At 39.5% G+C, this 23,619-nt stretch carries 22 protein-coding genes and 1 tRNA gene; 12 read left to right on the top strand and 11 right to left on the bottom strand.

Annotation, left to right across the window (positions count from 1 at the left end; all coding sequences use genetic code 11):
* Nucleotides 1-15 precede the first annotated feature (15 nt).
* Nucleotides 16-948, bottom strand: coding sequence for a hypothetical protein (locus ACMZOO_RS09075; protein WP_440903056.1), 933 nt, complete (start codon nucleotides 946-948; stop codon nucleotides 16-18).
* 87 nt (nucleotides 949-1,035) lie between these two features.
* A complete protein-coding gene (locus tag ACMZOO_RS09070) occupies nucleotides 1,036-1,659 on the bottom strand; it encodes an MlaC/ttg2D family ABC transporter substrate-binding protein (protein WP_440903055.1) in 624 nt (207 codons plus the stop codon).
* A gap of 714 nt (nucleotides 1,660-2,373) precedes the next feature.
* Here ACMZOO_RS09070 and ACMZOO_RS09065 point away from each other — a divergent pair.
* The 6 genes from ACMZOO_RS09065 (at nucleotide 2,374) to ACMZOO_RS09040 (ending at nucleotide 8,670) form a co-directional block, all read left to right on the top strand.
* Nucleotides 2,374-3,159, top strand: a complete 786-nt coding sequence (locus tag ACMZOO_RS09065; RefSeq protein WP_440903054.1) for a DeoR/GlpR family DNA-binding transcription regulator — start codon at nucleotides 2,374-2,376, stop codon at nucleotides 3,157-3,159.
* Nucleotides 3,160-3,161: 2 nt separating this feature from the next.
* Complete coding sequence (glmS, locus tag ACMZOO_RS09060; protein ID WP_440903053.1) at nucleotides 3,162-4,991, top strand: glutamine--fructose-6-phosphate transaminase (isomerizing); 1,830 nt, start codon at nucleotides 3,162-3,164, stop codon at nucleotides 4,989-4,991.
* A gap of 150 nt (nucleotides 4,992-5,141) precedes the next feature.
* Nucleotides 5,142-5,978, top strand: a complete 837-nt coding sequence (locus ACMZOO_RS09055) for a DUF350 domain-containing protein (RefSeq protein ID WP_440903052.1) — start codon at nucleotides 5,142-5,144, stop codon at nucleotides 5,976-5,978.
* Between the two features lie 107 nt (nucleotides 5,979-6,085).
* On the top strand, nucleotides 6,086-6,799 hold the full coding sequence (locus ACMZOO_RS09050; protein ID WP_440903051.1) for a hypothetical protein: 714 nt from the start codon (nucleotides 6,086-6,088) through the stop codon (nucleotides 6,797-6,799).
* Nucleotides 6,800-8,314, top strand: coding sequence for a polyamine aminopropyltransferase (locus ACMZOO_RS09045; protein WP_440903050.1), 1,515 nt, complete (start codon nucleotides 6,800-6,802; stop codon nucleotides 8,312-8,314).
* A gap of 113 nt (nucleotides 8,315-8,427) precedes the next feature.
* On the top strand, nucleotides 8,428-8,670 hold the full coding sequence (locus ACMZOO_RS09040) for a DUF3297 family protein (RefSeq protein WP_440903049.1): 243 nt from the start codon (nucleotides 8,428-8,430) through the stop codon (nucleotides 8,668-8,670).
* A gap of 23 nt (nucleotides 8,671-8,693) precedes the next feature.
* On the opposite strand, the gene ACMZOO_RS09035 is transcribed toward ACMZOO_RS09040, so the two are convergent.
* The 5 genes from ACMZOO_RS09035 to ACMZOO_RS09015 all read right to left on the bottom strand — a co-directional run bounded on the left by ACMZOO_RS09035 (nucleotide 8,694) and on the right by ACMZOO_RS09015 (nucleotide 13,305).
* The gene (locus ACMZOO_RS09035) at nucleotides 8,694-9,488 is read right to left on the bottom strand and encodes a nucleotidyltransferase domain-containing protein (RefSeq protein ID WP_440903048.1); all 795 of its coding nucleotides are present in this window, start codon (nucleotides 9,486-9,488) and stop codon (nucleotides 8,694-8,696) included.
* Nucleotides 9,489-9,526: 38 nt separating this feature from the next.
* Nucleotides 9,527-10,561: an RNA 3'-terminal phosphate cyclase gene (rtcA, locus tag ACMZOO_RS09030; protein ID WP_440903047.1), complete on the bottom strand. Its 1,035-nt coding sequence runs from the start codon at nucleotides 10,559-10,561 to the stop codon at nucleotides 9,527-9,529.
* A gap of 15 nt (nucleotides 10,562-10,576) precedes the next feature.
* Nucleotides 10,577-11,806: an RtcB family protein gene (locus ACMZOO_RS09025; RefSeq protein WP_440903046.1), complete on the bottom strand. Its 1,230-nt coding sequence runs from the start codon at nucleotides 11,804-11,806 to the stop codon at nucleotides 10,577-10,579.
* 28 nt (nucleotides 11,807-11,834) lie between these two features.
* On the bottom strand, nucleotides 11,835-12,989 hold the full coding sequence (locus tag ACMZOO_RS09020) for a slipin family protein (protein ID WP_440903045.1): 1,155 nt from the start codon (nucleotides 12,987-12,989) through the stop codon (nucleotides 11,835-11,837).
* A gap of 243 nt (nucleotides 12,990-13,232) precedes the next feature.
* Nucleotides 13,233-13,305: transfer RNA gene (locus tag ACMZOO_RS09015), tRNA-OTHER, on the bottom strand.
* 266 nt (nucleotides 13,306-13,571) lie between these two features.
* On the opposite strand from ACMZOO_RS09015, the gene rtcR reads away from it, so the two are divergent.
* The 4 genes from rtcR to ACMZOO_RS08995 all read left to right on the top strand — a co-directional run bounded on the left by rtcR (nucleotide 13,572) and on the right by ACMZOO_RS08995 (nucleotide 17,946).
* On the top strand, nucleotides 13,572-15,167 hold the full coding sequence (gene rtcR, locus ACMZOO_RS09010) for an RNA repair transcriptional activator RtcR (RefSeq protein WP_440903044.1): 1,596 nt from the start codon (nucleotides 13,572-13,574) through the stop codon (nucleotides 15,165-15,167).
* A 78-nt stretch (nucleotides 15,168-15,245) separates the two neighbouring features.
* Nucleotides 15,246-16,667: a hypothetical protein gene (locus tag ACMZOO_RS09005; protein WP_440903043.1), complete on the top strand. Its 1,422-nt coding sequence runs from the start codon at nucleotides 15,246-15,248 to the stop codon at nucleotides 16,665-16,667.
* Between the two features lie 133 nt (nucleotides 16,668-16,800).
* Nucleotides 16,801-17,289 carry an RNA polymerase sigma factor gene (locus tag ACMZOO_RS09000; protein ID WP_440903042.1) on the top strand — a complete coding sequence of 163 codons (489 nt, stop codon included), beginning with the start codon at nucleotides 16,801-16,803 and terminating at the stop codon, nucleotides 17,287-17,289.
* Between the two features lie 15 nt (nucleotides 17,290-17,304).
* Complete coding sequence (locus ACMZOO_RS08995) at nucleotides 17,305-17,946, top strand: hypothetical protein (RefSeq protein WP_440903041.1); 642 nt, start codon at nucleotides 17,305-17,307, stop codon at nucleotides 17,944-17,946.
* Between the two features lie 21 nt (nucleotides 17,947-17,967).
* Here the strand turns inward: ACMZOO_RS08995 and ACMZOO_RS08990 are convergent, their stop codons facing one another.
* Both ACMZOO_RS08990 and ACMZOO_RS08985 read right to left on the bottom strand, forming a co-directional pair.
* Nucleotides 17,968-19,218 (bottom strand): GGDEF domain-containing protein, encoded by a 1,251-nt coding sequence (locus ACMZOO_RS08990; RefSeq protein ID WP_440903040.1) that lies wholly within the window; start codon nucleotides 19,216-19,218, stop codon nucleotides 17,968-17,970.
* Nucleotides 19,219-19,387: 169 nt separating this feature from the next.
* A complete protein-coding gene (locus ACMZOO_RS08985) occupies nucleotides 19,388-19,852 on the bottom strand; it encodes an EVE domain-containing protein (RefSeq protein WP_440903039.1) in 465 nt (154 codons plus the stop codon).
* Between the two features lie 121 nt (nucleotides 19,853-19,973).
* Here ACMZOO_RS08985 and ACMZOO_RS08980 point away from each other — a divergent pair, with 121 nt between their 5' ends.
* Complete coding sequence (locus ACMZOO_RS08980) at nucleotides 19,974-20,639, top strand: class I SAM-dependent methyltransferase (RefSeq protein WP_440903038.1); 666 nt, start codon at nucleotides 19,974-19,976, stop codon at nucleotides 20,637-20,639.
* A 33-nt stretch (nucleotides 20,640-20,672) separates the two neighbouring features.
* Nucleotides 20,673-22,820 carry an ATP-binding protein gene (locus ACMZOO_RS08975; RefSeq protein ID WP_440903037.1) on the top strand — a complete coding sequence of 716 codons (2,148 nt, stop codon included), beginning with the start codon at nucleotides 20,673-20,675 and terminating at the stop codon, nucleotides 22,818-22,820.
* Between the two features lie 60 nt (nucleotides 22,821-22,880).
* Here ACMZOO_RS08975 and ACMZOO_RS08970 read toward each other — a convergent pair whose 3' ends face one another.
* On the bottom strand, nucleotides 22,881-23,126 hold the full coding sequence (locus ACMZOO_RS08970; RefSeq protein WP_440903036.1) for a type II toxin-antitoxin system RelE/ParE family toxin: 246 nt from the start codon (nucleotides 23,124-23,126) through the stop codon (nucleotides 22,881-22,883).
* Complete coding sequence (locus ACMZOO_RS08965; protein ID WP_440903035.1) at nucleotides 23,119-23,367, bottom strand: type II toxin-antitoxin system ParD family antitoxin; 249 nt, start codon at nucleotides 23,365-23,367, stop codon at nucleotides 23,119-23,121. Before ACMZOO_RS08965 ends, ACMZOO_RS08970 begins: the two co-directional genes overlap by 8 nt.
* Nucleotides 23,368-23,619 lie beyond the last annotated feature (252 nt).

Raw genomic sequence — 23,619 nt, 5'->3', positions numbered from 1 at the left:
AAGTCTATTTGTTGTTTAAAAGCCAGCAGCCTGTTCAATAGACTGCTGGCTTTTTGTTAAATCTAGTAAATATGCTTGGTCATGGCTGTACATATCGTTTGCCAAATTGATGTTCTCTATGTGGAATATTCGACGATTGCCTAATTTCGCTTGGTGCAAATAAGGTCCAAAATAGTTAAACAATAAAGTATCCAACTGACCTGATTTATGTAGTTTTAACAAACCAAACTCAAGGCGTTTGGCTAAATTCTGTTGTTTTGGTGAGACGTAAAAATAGTAAGGTAAGTAGGTATAGAGTGCTATATGGCGATCATAGCTGAGTTGCGGAATTTCCTTCTTGAAGGTTTCAAGCTCTATGTAGGCTTCTGCAATATCACGATTTAAACTATCGAATCGACCTAAAGCTAACATTTTAAATAACCCCTTATAGTTGGCGGTCGAAACTACGTTAAAGCCATGATGACGAAGAATTCTTTCGGTAGACCAATACTGTTTTTGTCCTGTTTTAAACTGTTTTACCGCATCGAGCGTGTTGGCATTTTTATATAAATCTACATTGTTATGCATGACTAGAAATATTCGATAACTCGATAAGCCGCGGCGAATGGGAAACGGTACTCTTAGGCTGTTGCTAAGTTGGCCTTTGAGTGGAGGGGAAGCAATTACGTTAATGATATTGCCTTTGGTAAGCTCTATGGCTTGACGACTTCTTGGCATGGTCACTTCTGTACGGGTTAACTCAAAAGGACCAAGCTCTTGCTCAGTTTCTACTAAAACAGCTTTGAGTAGTGCGAGGTGATATTCTTCGCGTTTATCAAAATTTTGTTCAGGCGAATAGGCCATTACTTGGTCTAGCGCTAACAGTTTAAATGGCGATAATAGCAGGAAAAAGCATGCGTAAATTAAGCAAGATTTTTTCGATGTGATTCTGAGAGTTCGTTCTTGCATTAGGTGCTAACTTATTTGCTGGCTATTAAAATAGCTTAGTTCAAATAAGTAGCACCAACAACTTTGATACTTGAGGAATCGGGGTTATTAACTGTTTAATTCAGCAATCACTTTTTCGATATTTGCATCAGAAATTCGTTTGGTAATTTCGCTTTGTTTAGCACTTAACAGTGATATCCCTTCGGCAACCATGTCGTAAACCTTCCATTCACCTTTGCCGTTTTTACGCATTTTAAAATGTAAATCAATCGCCGGTGCACTTGGGTCGACAATACGTGTTTTCACTGTGGCGTACTTGTCTTCCACTTGACCGTTTTGTTCAAAAATAACTTCTTGCCCTTTGTAAGCCATTAGTGCGTTAGCATAGGTAACAGTTAAGTAATGCTCTACTGCTTGGGAAAACTGTTGGAACTGCTGTTTATTTACTTTTCGTACGTGTTTGCCAAGTAATTTGTACGAGACAAAATCAACATCTATATGTGGCATCAGCTGTTTGTTAATGATATCGCGTAGAGCTAAACGTTTTTGGCTGTCGTCTAGTTGCAGTTGTTTTATTTCGCTAAATAGGTTTTGTCCTACTTGGCTGAGTAACTGGTTAGGATCTGCATTGTTGGCTTTGGCGCTAAATGCCAACACTGTTAGCATGGTTGCGAATAGTAAACTTCCAATTGTTTGAACTATATTTTGAGTTTGTTTGCTGTGGCTAAACATAACTATTTTCCTTTTAAATAACATGGGTGCATTTTAGTCCGTTTTTATGCGGATATTTAGATCTTATTTTGCATTATATTGTTGCTTGATGCGCACTAATGTAACGAATTGTAACCCGAGTGAAATGCTACCGGTGTCTTTTGCGGGTTTTATTGCTAGTGCTGCAAAACCATAGTCTAGAAGTCAGCAGTTAAATGGAGTATTGCTCGCAAAAGCGCTTCGAGTTCATCCGTGAATCGCTCGCACAAAACATCCATGTTTTGTGAAGTTTTGCTCGCAACACACCCATTCACCTGCTTTTGCATATTAATTGCTGGATAAATTTTATATCGCGACACATATGCCAGATAGAAGTCTGTTGGAAGCTAATACTCACAGCGTTGCCTATACCCATTGAGGTACTTCGGAACTGGGGGCAATGAACCAACCTCCGATTACATGGATGTAATCGGCGAGCGACCAAGGATGGCTTGAAGCGTTTGGTGAATTGACCGCAGTTTCAAAGTACCGTTTCTATTGAGCTAACAGCGCCTTTGTAGCGCTTTTAGAAAATTATGCTTCTAATGGACTTTGTTGCACCAACCTTTCAGCGCACTGTAAGTGACAAGCCGCACAAAATTTCACCTTTATATTGCACTAAACAAAAAGCTTCGTTTAAAATGCATAAACTTTCGAAACGAAACTTATAAAAATAAATCTTAAGAAACCGAAACTTTGTCAAAACGAAATACTCAACAGCGACGACACAAAATCGTCCAACAAGTCAATCAACTAGGTGAAGTGACAGTCGAAGCACTGGCTAGTCAATTCGATACCTCAGTTGTTACGATTCGAAAAGACTTAGCCGAACTCGAAAAAAGTGGCCAATTATTACGCCGCTACGGTGGTGCAGTACCATTGCCGCAAGAAGTGATCTCAGATGGTGAAAAAGCCTTATCCGCAGCTAAACAAGCAATAGGCAATAAAGCAGCTGAACTTATACGTGATCACAATCGCATTATCATAGACAGCGGCCGCACAACTTCTAGTTTAATTTCTCACCTAAGCCAAAAGGCGGGATTAGTAGTGATGACAAATGCATTGGAAGTTGCTAATCAATTGCGTGAATTAGAGCGCGAACCCACTATCTTAATGACAGGCGGCACTTGGGATCCACATTCAGAATCATTCCAAGGCCAAGTTGCCGAACAAGTTTTACGTAGTTACGACTTCGACCAACTGTTTATCGGTGCCGATGGCATTGATTTAAACCGAGGAACGACTACCTTTAATGAACTAATAGGTTTAAGCCGAGTGATGGCCGAACAAGCACGCGAAGTGATTGTTATGGTAGAGTCAGACAAAATAGGCAGACGTATTCCAAACCTAGAACTTACATGGCAACAAATTACTTATTTGGTGACCGACGACGGCATCAGTAAACAAGCAATCGAACAAATTTCAAATATGGGTGTGACTATAGTGGTCGCCAAAACAAATCAACAACAAGCGGGAAAATAACAATGTGTGGAATAGTCGGTGCAGTAGCACAACGTGATGTAGCAGAAATTTTATTAGAAGGATTACGCCGATTAGAATATCGTGGATACGATTCAGCCGGTTTAGCGGTAATAGACAACGGCCAATTACAAAGGTTACGCCGCGTTGGTAAAGTTAAAAACTTATCTGACAGTTTAGCTGAACAATTTTTAGCCGGTGGTACAGGTGTAGCACATACACGTTGGGCAACCCATGGTGAACCAAGCGAACGCAACGCCCATCCACACATGTCGAACGAACGTATTGCAGTTGTTCACAATGGTATTATCGAAAATTATCGTGAATTAAAAGCAGAATTAGAAGGTGAAGGGTATAAGTTTGTTTCTGAAACCGACACTGAAGTTTTAACCCACCTTATCCACAAATTTTTAGCTGAAAGTAACAACTTATTTGCTGCAGTACAGAAAGCAGCTAAAACTGTTACAGGTGCATACGGCACAGCAATTATCGACCAACAAAACCCAGATGAAATGGTTGTAGCGCGTTCAGGTAGCCCACTTGTTATCGGTTTAGGCATTGGCGAAAACTTTGTTGCATCTGATCAATTAGCTTTATTGCCTGTGACCAGCCGTTTTATCTATTTAGAAGAAGGTGATGTTGCACGCATTACCCGTAAGTCGGTAGAAATTTTTGATAAAAATGGTGAGCAAGTCGAGCGCAAAGTAAACCTAGTTGATGCCAAAGCAGACTCGGCTGACAAAGGTGAATACCGCCACTATATGATGAAAGAAATATACGAGCAGCCAACTTGTGTGCGTCAAACCTTAGAAGGTCGTTTATCAGCCGCTGGTGTTGAAGCTGGTATTTTTGGGAATGGTTTTGAAGAGGTTATTCCTAAAATTAAACACGTAACCATAGTTGCTTGTGGCACCAGTTATCACGCAGGTATGGTGGCTAAATATTGGTTTGAACAATACGCCAATGTAAGCTGTAGTGTTGAGATTGCCTCTGAATTCCGTTACCGCAAGTTTTATGTACACGAAGGCAGCTTGTTTGTTTCTATTTCACAATCTGGTGAAACGGCTGACACATTAGCAGCGTTGCGTTTAGCGCAAGAGCAAGGTTATTTGTCGTCATTAACTATTTGTAACGTGCAAGGCTCGTCATTAGTCCGTGAATCAGACTTCAACTTTATGACTCGCGCAGGTACAGAAATCGGTGTTGCTTCAACTAAAGCATTTACCACTCAGTTAGTGTCACTACTTATTTTGGTATTAGCTTTAGGCAAACAAAAAGGTTTAACTGCTGAAAACGAGAAAGAAATTTGTGCTTCGTTAATGCAACTACCGGGCAAAATTGAACAAGCTTTATTAGCCAATAAAGAAATTGAAGATTTAGCTGAAGAATTTGCCGACAAAAACCATGCATTATTCTTAGGCCGTGGCGACCAGTATCCGATTGCGATGGAAGGTGCGTTAAAACTGAAAGAAATTTCATACATTCACGCCGAAGCTTACGCAGCGGGTGAATTAAAACACGGCCCAATCGCGTTAATTGATGCTGAAATGCCAGTAATAGTTGTTGCACCAAACAACGAATTATTAGAAAAGCTGCATTCAAACGTTGAAGAGGTACGTGCACGCGGCAGTATTTTATACGTGTTTGCCGACAACGACGCTAAATTCCAAAGTGACGAAACACAGCGGGTAATTAACGTCGTACCAACTGACGACATTATCGCACCAATTGTCTACACAATTCCGCTACAGTTATTAAGCTACCACGTAGCTGTTATTAAAGGTACGGATGTTGACCAACCAAGAAACTTGGCGAAGTCAGTGACGGTTGAGTAACCGTTTTTCACTACAGATTGAATTATATGAATTATAAAAGCTCAGCTGTTATCCAAAATAGTCTGGGCTTTTTTTATGTTTACGACTTGCCATTCAATTGTGTTAGCATCCCAGCCACATAATACTAATTAATATAAAAAATATACAAATATGGATATTAATATCATTTACTACCTAGAAAACGCATCGTTTTTAGCGCTCTTCTTATTGGTTATTTGCACGGCAAAGTGGTTGTACAACTTCACCACGCCGTACGATACTTTTGAGCAAATAATTCAACATAAAAATACTGCTTTGGCTGCCTCTATTACTGGGTACATTTTGGCAATTACCCTTATTTATATCGCTGTATTAAAAGGGCCGAGCAAAGGGTTAATCAATGATCTAATCAGTGTGTCAATATACTCAGCTATGGGGTTGGTTATGCTGCTGATCGCCAGAGTAATAAACGATAAGTTTCTGTTATCTAAGTTTTGTAATAAACAACAGATTATAGAGCACCAAAGCTTGGCTGTGGGTCTTGCGCAAGGTGCAAGTTATATAGCTGCAGGTTTAGTCATTGCAGGAGCATTAACTGGTGAAGGTAGCATGCTTTCGGCCCTGGTGTTTTATCTGTTAGGCCAAGTGTTGCTCATTGTATTTAGTAAGTTGTACGACTTACTCACTCGGTTTGACCTGCAGCAAGAGCTTGAAAAAGGCAATGTTGCAGCGGCCATTAGTTTTTCTGCTACCAAAATTGCTTTAGGGATTATCTTATTACACGCGCTGGTCGGTGAATTCGTGTCTTGGCAACAAAGCATCAGCTTGTTTTTTATCGATGCAGTTATTGCCTTGGTCGCTTTGCCTGTAGTGCGTTTGATTGTCGATTTCCTTTTACTGAGCAAAATCAAATTAGACGATGCTATAGTGCAACAAAACTCTGCTGTTGCATTGATAGAAAGTTTTGTCGCCATAGCCGTTGCTAGCGTTATTTTCCATACACTATAGGACGATAAACTATGAGTGTAATGAAGCTGTTTATTATTTGTTTAGCTGCGTGGTTTCTGAGCTTTTGCAGTTCTGAATATATGGAAGGCGAATTGCAGGACGTACCAATGCAGCTAAGTAAAAAGTTTGTCGAGGAAGACGAAGCTTACCACTTTACAGTATCGGAAGATGGGCAAATGATGCGTTTGGAAGTTCGCGGAACTATGCCAATGAACTCGTGGAAAGCGATGGAAATGGAAGTGTACGCAGCCGATGGTGAATACCTGTTCACCTATCGTGATGAACTTTGGTCGGAAACCGGCACTGATTCTGATGGACAATGGACTGAGCGCAAAGAGCATGCTTATTTTGATATGCGCTTTCCAAAACAAGGCGACTATTTTTTATTCCTATCTGACTCTTCACAAAGGCACACCAATGCGCATCGCACCAGCTACTATTTTCGAGTTGTGCCCATTCGCGGCGACAAAAGTATATTCACCCCTATGCTGTATATTTTTGGTGGCATAGCGCTACTTTGTTTCGTTATTTTGTCGTATCGATGGGAAGAAGAGCGCAAAAACGATAGCAGAATATACCCTTCAACAATAGGTGATATGCCTGAAGACTCTAAACCCTCAAGTTTTGTGATTTATCTGGTGATATTTGTCTTGTTTTTATGGATGTTGCTATTTTGGCTTGCTTCATCTAATGATGACGACGATATCAACTATGTAAATTATGCCCATGGTCACTACAACTTATATGTAGATAGAAGTGTCAGGCAACAAAGTTTGTCGGGTGCAGATTTTCGTTCAGGTTCGTCAAGAGGCGGCAAATAAGTGTTACGTGAAAGCCATATCCTGCTGTTCAGTATTTTTATTGCAGGTTTATGTTCAATTATTTACGAGTTACTTATTGCGACCACAGGCTCATACTTTTTAGGCGATAGCATTACTCAGTTTTCAGTCACCATAGGTGTATATATGGCGACTATGGGCGTGGGCTCGTATTTGTCTAAATGGGTGAGCGACCAAAGCTTGTTAACTCAGTTTATTGGTTATGAACTAGTGTTGGCGGTTGTTGGCGGCAGTTGTGTACCTGTGCTGTATTTTACTTATGCACAAGGTTTACCTTTTCAGGTTATTTCCATTTTACTCACAGCCATTATTGGTGTGCTAGTTGGCTTAGAAATTCCCTTGTTAACCCGCTTAATGGAAAAGCATTACACACTTAAAGCTAATTTGGCTAACGTATTATCTATTGATTATTTTGGTGCACTGATAGCAACACTCGTTTTTCCGCTGGCTCTGCTGCCTTGGCTTGGTGTGTTTAAAACAAGCTTATTATTTGGCTTACTCAATTTGTCAATTGCCTTGACCTTACTGTGGTACTTTTTTGCCCAGCTGAGTAAAACTCAGCAGCACTATTTACGCACTTCGCTGATTTTATCTTTTGTTATTTTGTCGGGACTCATGTTGTTTAGCAATCAGCTAAGCGAAAAGTGGAATGAAACTGTGTTTGATGATCGCATAGTGCATAGTCAGCAAACGCCGTACCAGCAAATTATTATGACCAAGCGCAAAGACGATATTCGCCTGTACCTGAATGGTGGTTTACAGTTTTCAGCAATTGATGAGTATAGATATCACGAGTCGCTTATTCACCCTGCAATGCAAAGAATAGCTCAACCCAAATCTGTCTTGATATTAGGAGGCGGTGACGGTTTGGCTGCAAGAGAACTGCTCAAGTATCCTATGGTAGAAACAATTACCTTAGTTGATTTAGACCCAGCTGTTGCGCAATTAGCGCGCGATAATGTTTATCTAGTCGAGCTCAATAACAGAGCTTTGTTTAATGAAAAAATGCAGGTTATCCACCAAGATGCCTTTGTTTATTTAACTGATACTCAGCGACGTTTTGATTTAATAGTGGTTGATTTGCCTGACCCAAAAACAGTCAGTTTAGCTAGGTTATACAGCAAACAGTTTTATCAAATTGCCCGCAGCCGATTGCAAGATACGGGTATATTGGTGACACAAGCGACCAGCCCATTTTTTGCAACTAAAGCGTTTTGGTCTATTCACAATACAATTGCTGCAAGTGGTTATAATCAAGTGCTACCGTATCACGTCGACATTCCATCTTTTGGCGATTGGGGGTTTGTTATGGCGTGTAGGTTTCAATGTGATTTTGTTCAAGGCTACCTACCGCCCATGCGCTTTTATGCTAAAAACATAGAGGCAGCGCTGATGACTTTTTCTACGGATATCAACAACAGAGAAAGCAAAGTCAGCAATTTAGATAAACCACAGGTGCTGTATTATTACTTAGAAGGTTGGAAACACTGGAGCTAACCCTAGGTTTGAATGGCTGATTGTACTTTAAATCAGATTGCGATTGTCTATAGCAACACCTTTGCCTACAATGCTGTACTTTCTATTTTAAGTTGTATTTTTAGGTTTCTAAAATGAGTGATAACAAACCAGCATTACCAGACCGTTTAGCCAGCGATTCTCGCAGCAAGTTTTTTGTTAAAGAATGTTTTGAACACGAAATTGGCATTCGTTTAAACGGCAAAGAACGCAACAATGTTGAAGAATACTGCATCAGCGAAGGTTGGGTTAAAGTACCATCACCAAAAGCGTTAGACCGCCGTGGACAACCTTTGCTGATTAAATTAAAAGGTACGGTAGAAGCGTTTTACGTTTAGGGTTCATATAGATCACAAGTCGCTTACTCGTGATCTATCACATGTTTAAACAGCGTGTTTAGTTGGTCGAAACTAACTTCTCTATCGGTTGCTTTGTCAGTTAAGTTGGCCGTTTTTAGGCGCTCCAGCTCAGTTTGAATAAATTGATTTATTACAGGCACAGCTGGTGCGTATTCCTTCTCTAAGCTGACTTTTGTACGCTCTAGCAGCTCAGTTATCGCACTGTCTAATGCTTTGTTGTCGGCAACAAGTTTACGTAAAACATCAAACTCTATTGGTGCTGGGGTGTTGTATTTCTCTAACCAGGCAATTGCCAATAAAGGACGTAACACGTAAAAATACTTTTTAAGCGGTACAGTGTCTTTTTTCAAATATTCTCGAAAGTTGTTTTTGGCCATGTGCAAATAATGGTGAATACCTTTATTTGATGACACTGTTTGTGGCATTAAACTGCGAGCCTGTTGTGCAAAATCACCTTGCTCAAGGTACACTATGGGTGATTGCAACCATTCGATAAAAGCCGGGTTAGATTTCCAATAAAGCTTGAGTGCTTTACGTATGTCCCAACCATTTATATCTATTTCATCGACTATTGGGTATTCGATTACATTACGTTTATCTTCAAGATTGACGGCTAAATACCAATCTTTTGGATGTACGTAGATAAACCTGACATCATAATCACTGTTTGGGCTAGCAAACCCCCAAGCTCGGCTACCGGACTCGACCGCGTATAAAACCTTGACCTGATGTTCTGCTTCAGCGGCTTTTATTCTGCTCAGTATTTCCTCTCTAACTTCTGCTGGTATCTGATGCATTGTTATTATTCCTTACTTATCGCTTCATTTTTTGTTCATCACCTAAGGGTAATTTCCCACAATAACTCGTCTATTTGATTCACTTGTATATCAATATTGACGAACTGTTGAATGACTTTAATATTTGTTTGTGTATGCAAGCTCGGTTTTGTAGTTGTAAAGCAACCACCGCCAGCTAGAGCCATAGGCAATAAAAGTTGGTCAGCCAAATGCTCTTCTACTGCAGCATTTGCCTGAATAAACTTTTTGACCCGCCCTGCGCAGCGTTTAGCCACTTGCTCTGCTGAAACCCTTAACTCACCAATCACTTCAAAAACACTATTGTGGTTTTTACTCAGTAGTGAAATTTGAAAACTATTGCCAGGGCCGTTGGCTCTTACTTGCTTTATTTGTGCTTGCGCGTCAGGCCAATTTAAATACTTTTTTGCAGTGGTAATTTCTCGTTCCGCTATGTTATTTGGCAAACTGCTCAATAAAACCTTAATTTGGCCACTCTCTAAGTGTTGTTGCGGCAAGTTTGCCTGTTCATTCAGATGCAGTTGTTGCCATTTCTTGGCTGGCGTGATTTCAAGTTTCCAGCTGCCGCCGCCAGCAGGGTAAAAGCCATATTTGCCCTCTGTTACGGCACTTTGTACACCCATTTTGCGCAATAGTGGCAAATAACTCTGCTGTAAAAAACACAATGAAGGCGACATTCCATTGTGTGTGCCTCCTTCAAATTTGATAACTGAGCCTGTTTCTGCCAGTGCTAAAATTGGCAGTATGGTTTGGCAAACCAACACAGTACTACCAGCTGTTCCTATCGAAAATTCAAATTCGCCTGCGGTAATTGTATTAGGGGTAAACACAATTTTTTGTGAACCTAGTTCGGCGCCTTCAACCTCTGCATTGCATACCTGTTGAGCTGCTAATACTGAAGTTAGGTGCTGACGCAACAACCCAGGTTTTTGTCTATTTGCGCGTATGTTGCATAACTCAAATGGCTGCTTGGTGATTGCGGACAGAGTTAAAGCTGTTCGTAGAACTTGTCCGCCACCTTCTCCTTGTGCGCCATCAATTTGTATAAATGACATTAAAATTCCTTATGTTTAACCTTTTACACAAACAACTTGTTTTAAGGTGTAAACCACTTCAACAAGGTCTTTTTGTGCTTGCATTACTTTGTCTATGTCTTTGTATGCATGTGGGATCTCATCAATTACCGCTGCATCTTTACGGCACTCAACCCCTTGAGTTGCATCAATTTGGTCTTGAATGTTGTAGACTTTTTTAGCTTGAGTTCGCGACATCACCCGGCCTGCTCCATGGCTACAGCTATTAAAACTTTCTGGGTTGCCAAGCCCTCTCACTATGTAAGAGCGTGCACCCATGCTGCCCGGGATTATGCCCATTTCACCTTTTTGTGCTCGAACTGCGCCTTTTCGGGTAACAAAGCAGTCTTTGCCGAAATGGTGCTCACGCGATATATAGTTGTGGTGGCAATTTACAGCTAAGTCTGCTGTTGAAAATGCAACAGGTATTTGTTTTCGCAAAGCCGCAATAGCATTAATCATCATAATTTCGCGATTCTTCGCAGCAAAATCTTGTGCCCATTCAACCGCTTCAACATAGTCAGCAAAATATTCACTACCTTCTTCAAGGTAAGCTAAATCAACATCTGGTAAATTAATTTGATGTCGTTGCATTTCTTTTTTCGCCAACTCAATAAAATAGGTGCCAATTCTGTTGCCGACGCCACGGCTGCCTGAATGCAACATTATCCAAACTGCGTTATTTTCGTCTAAACACAATTCTAAAAAGTGATTGCCTGTACCCATAGTGCCTAAGTGGTTTACATGGTTGCTATTTTTTATAGCTGGGTGTTTTTCACAAATATGTTCAAAACGTTTTTCGAGTTTTTGCCATTCAGTTGCAACAATATCAGGTATGTTATGCCACGCGCCTTTGTCTCGGGAGCCTCGGCGGCGTCCTCCTGTTCTACCATGCGGAATGGCTGCTTCAAAAGCCTGCCGTATACCAGACAAGTTATCTGGTAACTGGCTGGCGGTTAAGGTGGTTTTAGTTGCGACCATGCCACAACCAATATCTACCCCTACTGCGGCAGGAATAACTGCATTGACCGATGGAATAACACTGCCAATTGTTGCGCCTTTGCCCATGTGCACATCAGGCATAACAGCGATATGTGAATGAATTAACGGCATAGTTGCGATATTTTGTAATTGTTGTTGTGCTTGTTCTTCAAAAGGTACACCTTTAGTCCAAGCTTTTATTGTCGCGCTGCCTTTATTTTGTATAAGGTTGTAATTTGTACTCATAATTTGTTCCTAATTCGTTTTTTGGCGATTAAGCTATTTTTACTACGCCGTTCATTAATCCTTCTAAACCACCGTACACTGTTAAGTTATCAATACGGTCGGCGATTTTTTCTAATGCTTCTAATTCTTTTAAACGCAAAAGCGTTGGATTGTTTTCCATCACCTTGGCTGTATTGTGCAAGCTTCTGGTTGCAGACGTTTCTTCACGTCTTTTGATAACGTTAGCTTCGGCGGCTTTTTGTGCTTCAACAACTTGGTTGAGTATGGCTTTCATTTCACCGGGCAAAATGATGTCTTTTACTCCAACATTTAATAGCGTGATACCTACTTCTGCTAATTGCTCAGTGACTAACTCCTTAACCGTGCTGTTGATATAGAGTTTGTCTAATAAAATATCGTCCAATGACTTAGTGCCAACCGCTTCTCTCAGCGCCAACTGCAAAGTTTTATAAACATAGTCGTTTGCTTTATCTATACTATTGGCGACTAATTCTGCATCTTGAATTTTGATATTTGCGCTTAAATTAATTCTTAAACTTACTCTGTCTTTACTTAAAATTTCCTGACCGGATATTTCTAACATTTGTGTTCTGCAATCAAAGGATTTTAGCTCTAATGTTTGATTAAATTGCCAAAAAGCATGTTGGCCTGGCGCTAATTTTTGTTTGAATTTGCCATTGATATACAGCAAACCTATGTGTTGTTTATCCACGGATAAATCTGCAATAGGCTGAATTGCCACTGTACTCTTGCTGCGAATAAGTCGGTTTGCTGAGTTAGCGCCAGCACGATTTATCAAGCACATCAACTTTTCATCCACAGCAAGCTCGTCATCAATTGAGCATCTTTCTAGGCGAATGTCACCAGCATCTTTCCATATAAATAGATGTTCACTTGGCGCGACTATGCCTTGGAGTAGGTCATCTACGTATAATAATCCGACCTGATCGCTGGTTAATTTCCAGTAAGCAATGTGTTGCTGTAAACATGGGTTGTCTCGATACAAACGCTCAGCATTTTTCTCAGAAAAATATAAGTCGTTTATATCGAAGGTTACACAGTTTAAATGTTGTCTAAAGTGCCAAATAGTGTGTTTACCCGCTGGTAAAACTTGCGCTAATTTTTCATCTTTAAATACTAAAACACGTTGGTTTTCTGCTACATGTATTGTTTTTCTAATCATGGTTTTATCCTTTTCTCACTTGCTTTCGCAAAGTGCTAGCAAGGGTTAATTACTTTGTTGCTAAAGGCGCATGGTTTTTTATAGCTGGGGGCATCCCGCCTGCGGCTATTTATTTGCCAATTGCGTTTAACAACCATTGGTAAAAACGCTTGCTAACTTTATTTATTTACATTTTTTGGGTGGGATTTGAACCCACAACACTCGAAGTTACATTCGATGCTCTACCAGTTTGAGCTACCAATTTGGTATTTAAGGAAGGATTTGAACCTTCGACCAGCGGTGAAAACCGCTGCTCTATCCGCTGAGCTACTTAAATATGTATTTGGATGTTTGGTTAGGTATACGCATTCACACAGTTCAGCGCACCAGAGTGATTTTTTGAATCACAACCGTTTAACCAGACAAGTATTAGTTATCAAGTCATGTGCCAAACTAAAATTAAATTTAATGAATTATCACAAGTGATTGATTTTTATTATTTTAAAGTTGTTTTGGGGACCTGGAGTTAACTCATGGGGTAATTGACCTTTTTTATTTTTGTAGTTATATAGATATGTTTTTATCTATTTGGATATGTGTGTTTTGAAAAAAACGATTGCGGTTAGTTTAATTGGTACTCAGCTAGATTATGTTGGTAAACGAGTTGATAGATGGGATAAATGGCGTCCGAATGTGAGCTTGTGTAGCCAAGAAGATTTGGTGATAGATCAATTGTATATGTTGCATGACAACCATAGTTCACGTTTGGCGAATAATGTGGCTGCCGACATTGAGAGCATTTCTCCTGAAACTCAAGTTGAGTTGCATAATGTGAATTTTAATGACCCATGGGACTTTGAGGAGGTGTATGCCAAATTATATGACTGGTGCCATAAACAGCAGTTTGATGCAGAAAACAACGACTACTTGTTTCACATAACCACAGGTACACACGTAGTTCAAATTTGTAGTTTTCTACTGACCGAAAGTGGCCATTTCCCAGGTCGATTAATTCAAACGTCCCCTGATAAAAACAATAAAAATAAAGCGCAGGGGAAAGTGCAAATTATTGATCTCGACCTATCTAAATATGACCAATTAGCCACGCGTTTTGATAAAGAGCATTTAGAAGGTAATGCGTTTTTAAAAGGTGGAATTCAAACCAATAACCAAGCCTTTAATCAACTGATTAGTCAAATTGAAAAAGTAGCGGTTCGCTCACGCGATCCTATGTTGCTAACTGGGCCTACAGGTTCAGGTAAAAGCCAGCTAGCATCTCGTATATTTCAGTTGAAGAAAAAACGTGCAATGTTGCCGGGCGAGTTCGTTTCGGTGAACTGTGCAACGCTAAAAGGTGAAAATGCTATGGCAGCATTGTTTGGCCATACCAAAGGTGCTTTTACCGGAGCGCAAAAAGAACGCAACGGCTATTTGCTAACCGCGAACAAAGGCATGTTGTTTTTAGATGAAATTGCTGAGCTCGGCCTCGAAGAACAAGCTATGTTGTTACACGCTATCGAGAATAAAAGTTTTCATCCAGTTGGTAGCGATAAAATGGTCACCAGTGATTTTCAACTGATTGCGGGCACCAATAAAAATTTACAAGCGGAAGTGCGAAAAGGCAGTTTTCGTGAAGATTTATTGGCTAGAATCAATTTATGGACATATAAGCTACCAGCTTTAAAAGATCGAAAAGAAGACATATCTGCAAATATTGATTACGAACTTGGATTGTATGAAAGCAAAACAGGTCAGCGCATCCAATTTAATAAGGAGGCTAGACTCATGTTTGAATCTTTTGCCGTGTCAGAGCAAGCAGTATGGTCTGGCAATTTTAGAGATTTAAGTTCGGCCATTACCCGGTTGTGTACACTGGCAGATAGTTCGAGAATATCGGTTGACGATATCAAGAGTGAAATAACTAGGTTAGAGTCTTGCTGGCAACCTAGCGACAATCAAAATGCGCTTCAGACGTTGGATAGATATCTTTCTCCACAGCAGCTAGCTGAACTGGATCAGTTTGAGTTGCATCAGCTAAACTTCGTTTTGGGCATTTGTTTGCAGCATAAGAATATGGCAGCTGCTGGCAGAGCACTATTTGATGTGAGTCGTACTAAAAAATCAGCGGTAAACGATTCAACACGGCTACAGAAATATTTGGCTAAATATGGTTTGAATTGGCAAAGTTTAAATAACTAAATTTAATAGTAGTACTAAATAGTTAAAGTTTCGGGCATAATTTAACCCAACTTTAAAAGTTCCTACGGAAATGGACTTATGTTTTTACGCAATTCTTTAATCTTAGGCGCATTTGTTGCCTTAATTGGCTGTAATTCGGCAAAATCGCCAGATGATGCACAAACATCTGCAGATGTTTCAAAAGCAACTGCGCATGATAGCAAAAACACTTCAGAAACGATTATGGATAATGTTGAAGCTGAAACTGAAACACAACTATCTGCCAAAACCATTTCTGCTGATGAACTCGAGCAATTTAACCAAGCCGTCAATACGGCTTTTGTGCAAAACTTTGTCGCCAATCAGCCGCTGGCAGAGAATAATTATTATTCAAATTGGGGTCGGTTAAAGCAATTGCAATTTTTGTCTGTTAGCGCGCAAGAGCAAGACCTGTACTGGCAATCGCCTTTGCTGGCTAATACTGAATTAGCTGGTTATATGCCTTATCTTACTGAGTATTTCACCCAGTTTGAACAGAGTTCATATTTAAACATTACCACTCAAAACTGGCTGGCGTTACAAACAGATTATCCGTTTTTAACCAGTTTTAAAAACAATGCGGTAGAAGCTATTACTGATATTGAGCTAGTTGATTTCTCAAATGACAATGATGCTGCTGCGCAACAACTAGCAAGCGTTAATTCTACAACCTTGTTGGGTTTTGATACTTGGCTGTCAACCACAGCAATTACACGTTTGTATTGGTTGAATAGTTTGAAAATCGAATTGGATTTAGCTGCTTTATCGCCGCAAGTTTTATCTGAACGTATTTTCCAAAATAGTGATGGTAATTATTGGAAAATGGATAGCATTGAGCTTTCGGGTGATTTGCAGTTATATCAAACTGACAACGTGAAAATGGTGAATTTATTGCCATCGACTACTGATTGGCAATTATTGGTGTTACAAGCTAAGCCAACCGCATTTGCTTCGGTTCAAGATAATTTACTACAGTGGTTAAGCGCGTTTGATGCTAATAATATTTTACAGGCCACCAGTATTGAATTGCCACCATACAACCGCAAAGCAACTGAAAATCCAGATATGTATTTTGCAATCACTCAGGGTTTATACCAAGATGGTTTTGGATTCGGTGATAGCAATAGAGTGACTGGGGATAACCTGACTTTTGTTGATGATTATCACCAACAATCTGTTGTAGTGGACAAAGATAAGCTGGTGTTTGATTTTATGTTTGAGGCGCGTTTAACTGAAATTGATAAAGCCAAAAATACCAATGGTGGCGGAATTATCACTACTATCCTAAACCCAGGATTTGAGTGTACAGATCCTATTGTTTATCAGCCAAATTTAACTTCAACTCTAATTGTTTTGAAAAAAGCAGATGCGGTTGTCAGTGTAACTCAATTCGATTTACCTGAAGGGGATAAATTACCTGTGTGCAGCGCGAATATGAACAGTGCAGCTTACGAATTGCCCACACCTTCAGTTAATTTATAACTTCCACACAATTGCAAAACCATCAAAAAATCGATTTATTTCAGGCTAGATCAAAAAATTTAAACTAGCCTGTAATAAACTCAACCGTCCAACCACTAACCAGTCATAACATAATTTAGGATATTACTTTTTTATGGGTAGTGACTTTTATCTGCAATACATTCTGCCGCACGCGGGCATTATCATCAAAATCTGTCGAGCTTATACCAATAGCCAAGCAGATTTTGAAGATTATTACCAAGAAGTTTGCCTGCAAATTTGGCGCAGCAAAGACAATTTTAATCAGCAATGTCAGTGGTCTACCTGGATTTACCGTATATCACTTAATGTCTGTTTAACTTATCTCAAACAAAGTAAAAACGGCGATAAACATATTGTTTCTGACTCTTTGCCTGATGAGGTTATCGACGACAGCAAAGCCTTTGCCAATGACGAAATTAACTTGTTGTACAACGCGATTAAACATCTTTCCGAAACCGATAGAGCGGTAATTTTGCTGTATTTGGAAGAGAAAACCTATGAAGAAATTGCTGACATTATTGGCAGCAATAGCAACAACATAGGTGTGCGCATTACGCGAATTAAAAGCAGATTAACCAAGTTTATTAATCAAGCAGATTAACTAGAGGGTGGGATAATGAGTAAATCAATTGAACAAATGTGGAAAGACGGTTTTGTAAAAGAAACTCAACTAATAGCTCCAAAAATTAATGACTTGTATAACCGCAAATCACAGAACATAGTTGATAAACTGCAGCAGATGTTTGCGCTGAATATCAAAGCCATAATCGGCGGTAGTTTAGTAGCACTTGTGATGTTTAGTTTGATTGGTGCGCCTTTTTTGGGTTTGTATATTTGCCTTCTGCTTGTGCCACTGGTGATTATTGCTAAAAAAGAGCTGCGAAAGTCACATCAATTATCTAAAGGGCAGAGCAGTTATGACTACATCATGAGTTTTAATGCTTGGCTGCAACACTCCATTGCTGTGTATGCGCGCTATTACAAATTTTTCTATCCATTACTCTTTATTGGTATGGCGGCACAAGCTTTGGTAAGCGATGCCGGTGGTGAAATAATTGGCTTGATAATGATTGCATGGCCAACTGAATTGCTGCTTTTCGGCGTCCCGTACTATTTGCTGTTGGTCATTGCCGTTATTCTGTTTGTTGTTGCCCGTTTTTCGGATGCTTTATACAGATTAGATCTCAATATTATTTATGGTCGTCAGTTTAAAAAATTAGCTGAGTTAATTGCGGATATGCAAGAGCTTAGAAACTAGCTTGGGTTTACTAACATGCGGTTAAGCTGTTTTCGCTTGCCGCTCGTTTACTGTGTTGGTTGTTTCTACTCTATTACGCCCATTATGTTTAGCTTGGTATAAGGCAAAATCAGCTTGTTTAAACCAAATATCTATGTCGTCACATTCAAGCATAGCTACGCCAAAGCTGGCTGTGATGACCTGATTGTTAATAATGCGAGTTTTTTCAATTTGTTCACGTATTCGCTCAGCTAAAGTACAGGCTGCTTGCAAGTTAAACACGGGAGTAATTACTATCATTTCTTCACCGCCCCAGCGGGCAATAGTATCTTCAGATCTAAGCTGTTGTTGAATGGCGCGCGCAACATTTTTTAATGCTTCATCACCCACATCATGACCATAAGTATCGTTAATTTTTTTGAAGTGGTCTATATCAATCAAAATCATCGCGTAAGCTTGCGACCCATCTAAATAAGCTCTAATTGCTCGCTCATATGTACTAGATAAACCTTTGCGATTAAGCAATCCGGTTAGCTCATCGTACAAAGCTAAATTTTCAAAGTGGCTTGCTTGTGCTAACAATTGGCGATTGAGCTTGTTTAAGCTGGCATTTTTCTTATTCTGCAAACTCAATTTTTCAAGTGAGTTAAAGGTAATGCTGATCAAGTGCAAAAATACAATTACGCCCCAAATGATAATAATTGAAAGATAGAGTTTATTTGTCGCTATCCACTTACCGGTAAATTTAATTGAATGCAATTTGATATGTACCGTCCGGTCGTCGCTCGCATCACCAGTTAATACTTGAATAAAGTTAATTTTCTCTAGTGCATTAGATACGTCTACCCCAGCTTTGTGGTGATAAAAAGCACTCCAAGCTGGCATATCAAATTTACTTAATGGTATACGGACGCTTTGTCTGCCTGGTTGCGGATAGAAATAATGAACAAATTGCAAATTGCGAGACTCTTTTTCGCCTTGTTCATTGATTGCATCATGTTGGTTGATTAAGAATATCGCTATATTGTCCATGGATGTACTGTTATGGTCTATATCCAGTTCCAAATATTGATATTCATCTGTATGAACATACACGCTGTTGGTCCAATCATAAACTGGGATAAATACCCCACAGTAGGCGTGAGGAATTAAACCTGTTTTAATTTCGCACTCAAAATCAAAGTATTGCGATTGTGGAAAATATTCTGCTTTAGATTGCCCACCTTGAGCATTATCTGTAATTAACTCAGGTTTGGTTTCAGTGGTTGCTTTCACCTGCCAAACGTTGTCCATAGCTAAGCCGTGCCACAATAATATGGCCACAGTTAGGCTGAAAAGGATGATGTAGGCTAATTCTATTCTTTTGAAAATCAAGAAAACCACGCTTGACCAGTCGGTTTTAGTTTATTGAATATAGTTCAATTTTATTAAAATAGACAAATGCTTGAGCTATTGATTTTGATTAATTTTGTGCACTTGTTAGCAGCAACTGCCACTCAGCTAACACCACGGGCATAATAGAAAGTCTGTGGCCTTTTTTGACCAAACCTAGCTCAATAATTTGTGGCATTTTTTTAATCTCTTGCAGCGATAAAACCTTGTTGAATTTTTGCTTGAATTTGATATCCACCGCAATCCATCTTGGGTTTTCTGCTGTTGATTTAGGATCATAGTATTTTGATTCTGGGTCGAATTGCGTTGGATCAGGGTAAGCTTCACGTACTACTTCTGCTAAACCGGCAATGCCGATATTTTTGCAACTAGAATGGTAAATAAACAGTAAATCCCCCTTTTTTACTTGGTCGCGTAAAAAGTTGCGTGCTTGATAGTTGCGTACGCCATCCCACATTTCAGTTTTATTTAGCCGCGATTGTAAGTGGTCAATACCAAATACGTCCGGTTCTGTTTTAAATAACCAATAGTTCATAGTTGTTTTATGTTGAATATCTTGATGGGACTAAGCATAGATATTTAGAGGATATCTCGCAAGCTATCAATTGTTAGGGTTTTATAGTAAAAACTAGCTAATTTGTAATTCTGGTTTTGTTATGTCGACAGAAATTGAAAATAGCCTTTGCCCCTTGTGTTGTTCACTAGATACACACTTTTACCATCAAGATAAACGCCGTAGTTATTTGCAGTGCCGTCACTGCCAATTGGTATTTGTGCCGCAACAATTTCACTTATCCGCGCAAGCCGAAAAAGCTGAATACGATAAACACGATAACTCGATTGCCGACCTTGGGTATCAAAAATTTTTATCAAGAACTTGGGCACCGTTAAAAGCACGTTTAAATCAGCAAGTTCCGGCTGACATTCAAGGGTTAGACTTTGGTTGTGGTGAAGGTGCTGTGTTAAGCCAAATGGCTAAGGCCGACGGTTTTAGCGTGCTCAATTACGATTTGTATTATTTTCCGCAAACTGAGGTTTTACAGCGAAAGTATCAATTTATTACCGCAACTGAAGTGATAGAACATATTGCTGATGCCCATAGTGTTTGGTCATTGTTAGATAGATTACTCGACAACCAAGGAGTACTGGCTGTGATGACAAAAAGAGTATTGGATACACAGGCGTTTGCAACTTGGCACTATAAAAACGATTTAACTCATATTTGTTTCTATTCAGAATTTACCTTTGCTTATTTAGCGTCTAAATTTAATTGGACGTTTGAAATAATAGACAAAGATGTGGTGTTTTTAACCAAGGCATAAAGGTTAAACACCCATAGGTAGATAACTTGCGCTATGAAGCCAACTGAAAAAACAATATTCAGAGATTTAATCATCCACAAAGCTATGAGTATTATGGTGATATTTTCTATCCCTGCTGCTTTGTTGGCTGTTATTCGTTTGCGTTTTATAGAAATCGATTTAGCTAATATTATTCAATTAGTATTTGTTGGACTGTTTTGGAGCGTTTATTGGTTTAGAGCACGCCTAACATATAGCATTAAAGCGCATAGCTTAATTTGGTTAATGTTCTTAATTGCTTTTATTGGTTTAATCCGCTTTGGTGTTATGGGCTCAGCGGGTGTAACTTCTTTATTTTGTTTGTACTTAGTCTCGGTTTTTTGGGGATACAAACGCGCCTATATTTTTTTAGCCTTGTTTGTTTTTGGATATTTTTTGTCAGCCGTGTTTTTACAGTTAGGGTGGATACGGTTAGATTTAGATTATTCACAAGTACCTGTCATGTATATTGCTTGGGTGCTCGAAGCATTTATGCTCTGTTGTTTTGGCAGCGCTATTATTTTGCTTAATGGCTTACAAATTAGCCATTTTGGCTCAGCATTGCGTTCAGCCGACGAAACAATAGAGACACAGAATCAACAACTGTTAAAAACCAACGAAGAGCTCAACTATGCTGCTGGTTTTTTACAACTGGTGCTTGACCATATTCCGGTGCGAGTATTTTGGAAAGATAAACAACTTAATTACCTTGGTTGCAATCAAGCTTTTGCATCTGACGCTAATTTAGATTCCCCCGCTACAATAATTGGTCAAAATGATTATCAACAAGTGTGGCGAGAGCAAGCGGACGCCTATCGTGCGGATGATGCTGATGTTATCCAAAATGGCACATCTAAAATAAATTTTGTTGAACGACAAAGCCGCCAAGACGGTTCGATAGCATGGGTGCGAACCAGTAAAATAGCTTTGCATGATAGCAAAGGTGAAGTGGTTGGTGTGCTTGGAACATACGAAGATATCACAGTGCAAAAGCTGGCTGACCAAGAGCTGCAACAAGCCAAAACCAAAGCTGAAGCTGCCAATTTTGCCAAATCACAGTTTTTAGCCAATATGTCACATGAAATTCGCACCCCACTAAACGGCGTAATTGGCATGACGCAGCTGTGTTTGCAAACCGATTTAAACCAACAGCAACAAGATTATTTAAGCAAAGTGTCTATGTCGGCACGCTCTTTATTAGCCATTATCAATGATGTGTTAGATTTTTCTAAAATTGAAGCGGGCAAACTAGAAATTGAGCACATCGAGTTTACTTTGACGGATATTTATAAGCAGATAGAAGCGACTCATAGTTATCTTGCTAAAGAAAAGGGACTGACTTTTGATGTTAAAAAATGTCAGTTGAAAGACAGAACCTTAATGGGTGATCCTTTACGCATTATCCAAATTATTAATAACTTGTGTGCCAATGCAATTAAATTTACCCAGCAGGGTATGGTAATTGTTTTTTCTGATTTAATAGAGCAAAAAGATAAATCTTATCAATTGCATATGCAGGTTTATGATACTGGTGTTGGCATAGATAAAGCGGTACAAGACAAGTTATTTACCGCTTTTGAACAAGCGGATAAGTCAACTAGCAGGAAATTTGGTGGCACAGGTTTGGGATTAACTATTTCTAAGCGTTTGGCACAAATGATGGGTGGTGACTTAACTTTTACCAGCAGTATTGGGCGCGGTTCTACTTTTGAATTTTTTATTCCGATAACGTTGAAAGTAGAACAAACTAAAAAAGCGCCCAAAGCAAAAACGGGTACACGACCAAACTTTTCGGGTTACCGAGTATTGGTAGCGGAAGACAATGAAATCAATCAAGAAGTGGTCAAAGCTATGTTGCAAGATACGCACGCTGAAATCATTTTTGTTGAAGATGGTTTAGATGCTGTACGTGAGTGTCAGAATAATCTACCTGATTTGGTGTTAATGGATATTCAAATGCCCAATTTAGATGGCGTTAGTGCAACTAAAGCTATTCGTGAATTTGCCCCTAGACTACCTATTATTGCACTCACCGCCAATGTCATGACTCACGAAGTTGGTGATTACCTTGCAGCAGGCATGACAGAATGCATAGCTAAACCGATAAATTTAGAAGAGTTTTATCGAGTGTTGGGCAAGTATGCCAAGTCAACACCAAACTAGTAGCGCTGCTTTACAGGTGCCGTTCTAAGTCCATTATTTGGCCTAAAACTCGCACTATTCTTATGCCGTAACTGAATTTCGGTAGATAATTAAATGCTGGTTTATTGGGGAAGCGTAACAACCTTGTTTTATATGGCTGATGTCTTTTGAAGTTGGGAAATGTGGATTTTCAGCTAGTTGATGGAAACGCCTATTAATTTCTTCTAAATACTGTCGGCGTTGCGCTCGCCCCCAAGTATCTTCTGTATATAGAGCTATTTCGTATAAATCGTTATTTGCTTGCTCTGAAACTTTAAAGTTAGCCATGTCGGTTATCTAGTCTTTTTTGCAAACTATCCATTGACCAATTTTCAACGTCAGGGCTATTGTCGCCGTCGTCTATGAGTTGTCTGATTTTTGATAGCGATGATTGTGCGGTTTGCTCTTCTAGCAGCCTTACTGCAGCGCGTATTACTTCGCTCTGATTGTTGTAGTCGCCAGATTTTACTAATTCTTCGATAAAAGCACCCATTCTGTCACCAGGTTGAAATGTAATTGTTCGTGCCATGTGATTACCTTTCATGTAAGAGATTTACTTACAAATAGTACGCCTTGATGTTAAAAAGTGCAAATAGGCTCTGTTGCTCAAGCTAGTAGCGCTGCTAGTTCTTTATCTCGGAGGTTGGAAGTTATAAACAACTCAGCAAACGCTGTGATATTGTGCTCAATGTACATAAGGTGTATGAGATATTTCTCACAAAATCGCTTTAAACTCATCCTGAGACGCTCGCACAAGATATCCCTATCTTGTGAGGTTTTG

Origin of the sequence: Catenovulum sp. SX2 (assembly GCF_052056295.1) — a bacterium.
In the GTDB taxonomy this organism is placed as follows: Bacteria; Pseudomonadota; Gammaproteobacteria; order Enterobacterales; family Alteromonadaceae; genus Catenovulum.
Note: the sequence above shows the minus strand (reverse complement) of the source record. Positions and strands in the feature narration are given on the sequence as shown.

Excerpts from the sequence above, each read along its gene's own strand:
- ACMZOO_RS09075 (WP_440903056.1), bottom strand. The coding sequence starts at position 948 with ATGCAAGAACGAACTCTCAGAATCACATCGAAAAAATCTTGCTTAATT.
- ACMZOO_RS09070 (WP_440903055.1), bottom strand. The coding sequence starts at position 1,659 with ATGTTTAGCCACAGCAAACAAACTCAAAATATAGTTCAAACAATTGGA.
- glmS (WP_440903053.1), top strand. The coding sequence starts at position 3,162 with ATGTGTGGAATAGTCGGTGCAGTAGCACAACGTGATGTAGCAGAAATT.
- ACMZOO_RS09055 (WP_440903052.1), top strand. The coding sequence starts at position 5,142 with ATGGATATTAATATCATTTACTACCTAGAAAACGCATCGTTTTTAGCG.
- ACMZOO_RS09050 (WP_440903051.1), top strand. The coding sequence starts at position 6,086 with ATGCAGCTAAGTAAAAAGTTTGTCGAGGAAGACGAAGCTTACCACTTT.
- ACMZOO_RS09040 (WP_440903049.1), top strand. The coding sequence starts at position 8,428 with ATGAGTGATAACAAACCAGCATTACCAGACCGTTTAGCCAGCGATTCT.
- ACMZOO_RS09035 (WP_440903048.1), bottom strand. The coding sequence starts at position 9,488 with ATGCATCAGATACCAGCAGAAGTTAGAGAGGAAATACTGAGCAGAATA.
- rtcA (WP_440903047.1), bottom strand. The coding sequence starts at position 10,561 with ATGTCATTTATACAAATTGATGGCGCACAAGGAGAAGGTGGCGGACAA.
- ACMZOO_RS09025 (WP_440903046.1), bottom strand. The coding sequence starts at position 11,806 with ATGAGTACAAATTACAACCTTATACAAAATAAAGGCAGCGCGACAATA.
- ACMZOO_RS09020 (WP_440903045.1), bottom strand. The coding sequence starts at position 12,989 with ATGATTAGAAAAACAATACATGTAGCAGAAAACCAACGTGTTTTAGTA.
- ACMZOO_RS09005 (WP_440903043.1), top strand. The coding sequence starts at position 15,246 with ATGTTTTTACGCAATTCTTTAATCTTAGGCGCATTTGTTGCCTTAATT.
- ACMZOO_RS09000 (WP_440903042.1), top strand. The coding sequence starts at position 16,801 with ATGGGTAGTGACTTTTATCTGCAATACATTCTGCCGCACGCGGGCATT.
- ACMZOO_RS08995 (WP_440903041.1), top strand. The coding sequence starts at position 17,305 with ATGAGTAAATCAATTGAACAAATGTGGAAAGACGGTTTTGTAAAAGAA.
- ACMZOO_RS08990 (WP_440903040.1), bottom strand. The coding sequence starts at position 19,218 with ATGGACAACGTTTGGCAGGTGAAAGCAACCACTGAAACCAAACCTGAG.
- ACMZOO_RS08985 (WP_440903039.1), bottom strand. The coding sequence starts at position 19,852 with ATGAACTATTGGTTATTTAAAACAGAACCGGACGTATTTGGTATTGAC.
- ACMZOO_RS08980 (WP_440903038.1), top strand. The coding sequence starts at position 19,974 with ATGTCGACAGAAATTGAAAATAGCCTTTGCCCCTTGTGTTGTTCACTA.
- ACMZOO_RS08975 (WP_440903037.1), top strand. The coding sequence starts at position 20,673 with ATGAAGCCAACTGAAAAAACAATATTCAGAGATTTAATCATCCACAAA.
- ACMZOO_RS08970 (WP_440903036.1), bottom strand. The coding sequence starts at position 23,126 with ATGGCTAACTTTAAAGTTTCAGAGCAAGCAAATAACGATTTATACGAA.
- ACMZOO_RS08965 (WP_440903035.1), bottom strand. The coding sequence starts at position 23,367 with ATGGCACGAACAATTACATTTCAACCTGGTGACAGAATGGGTGCTTTT.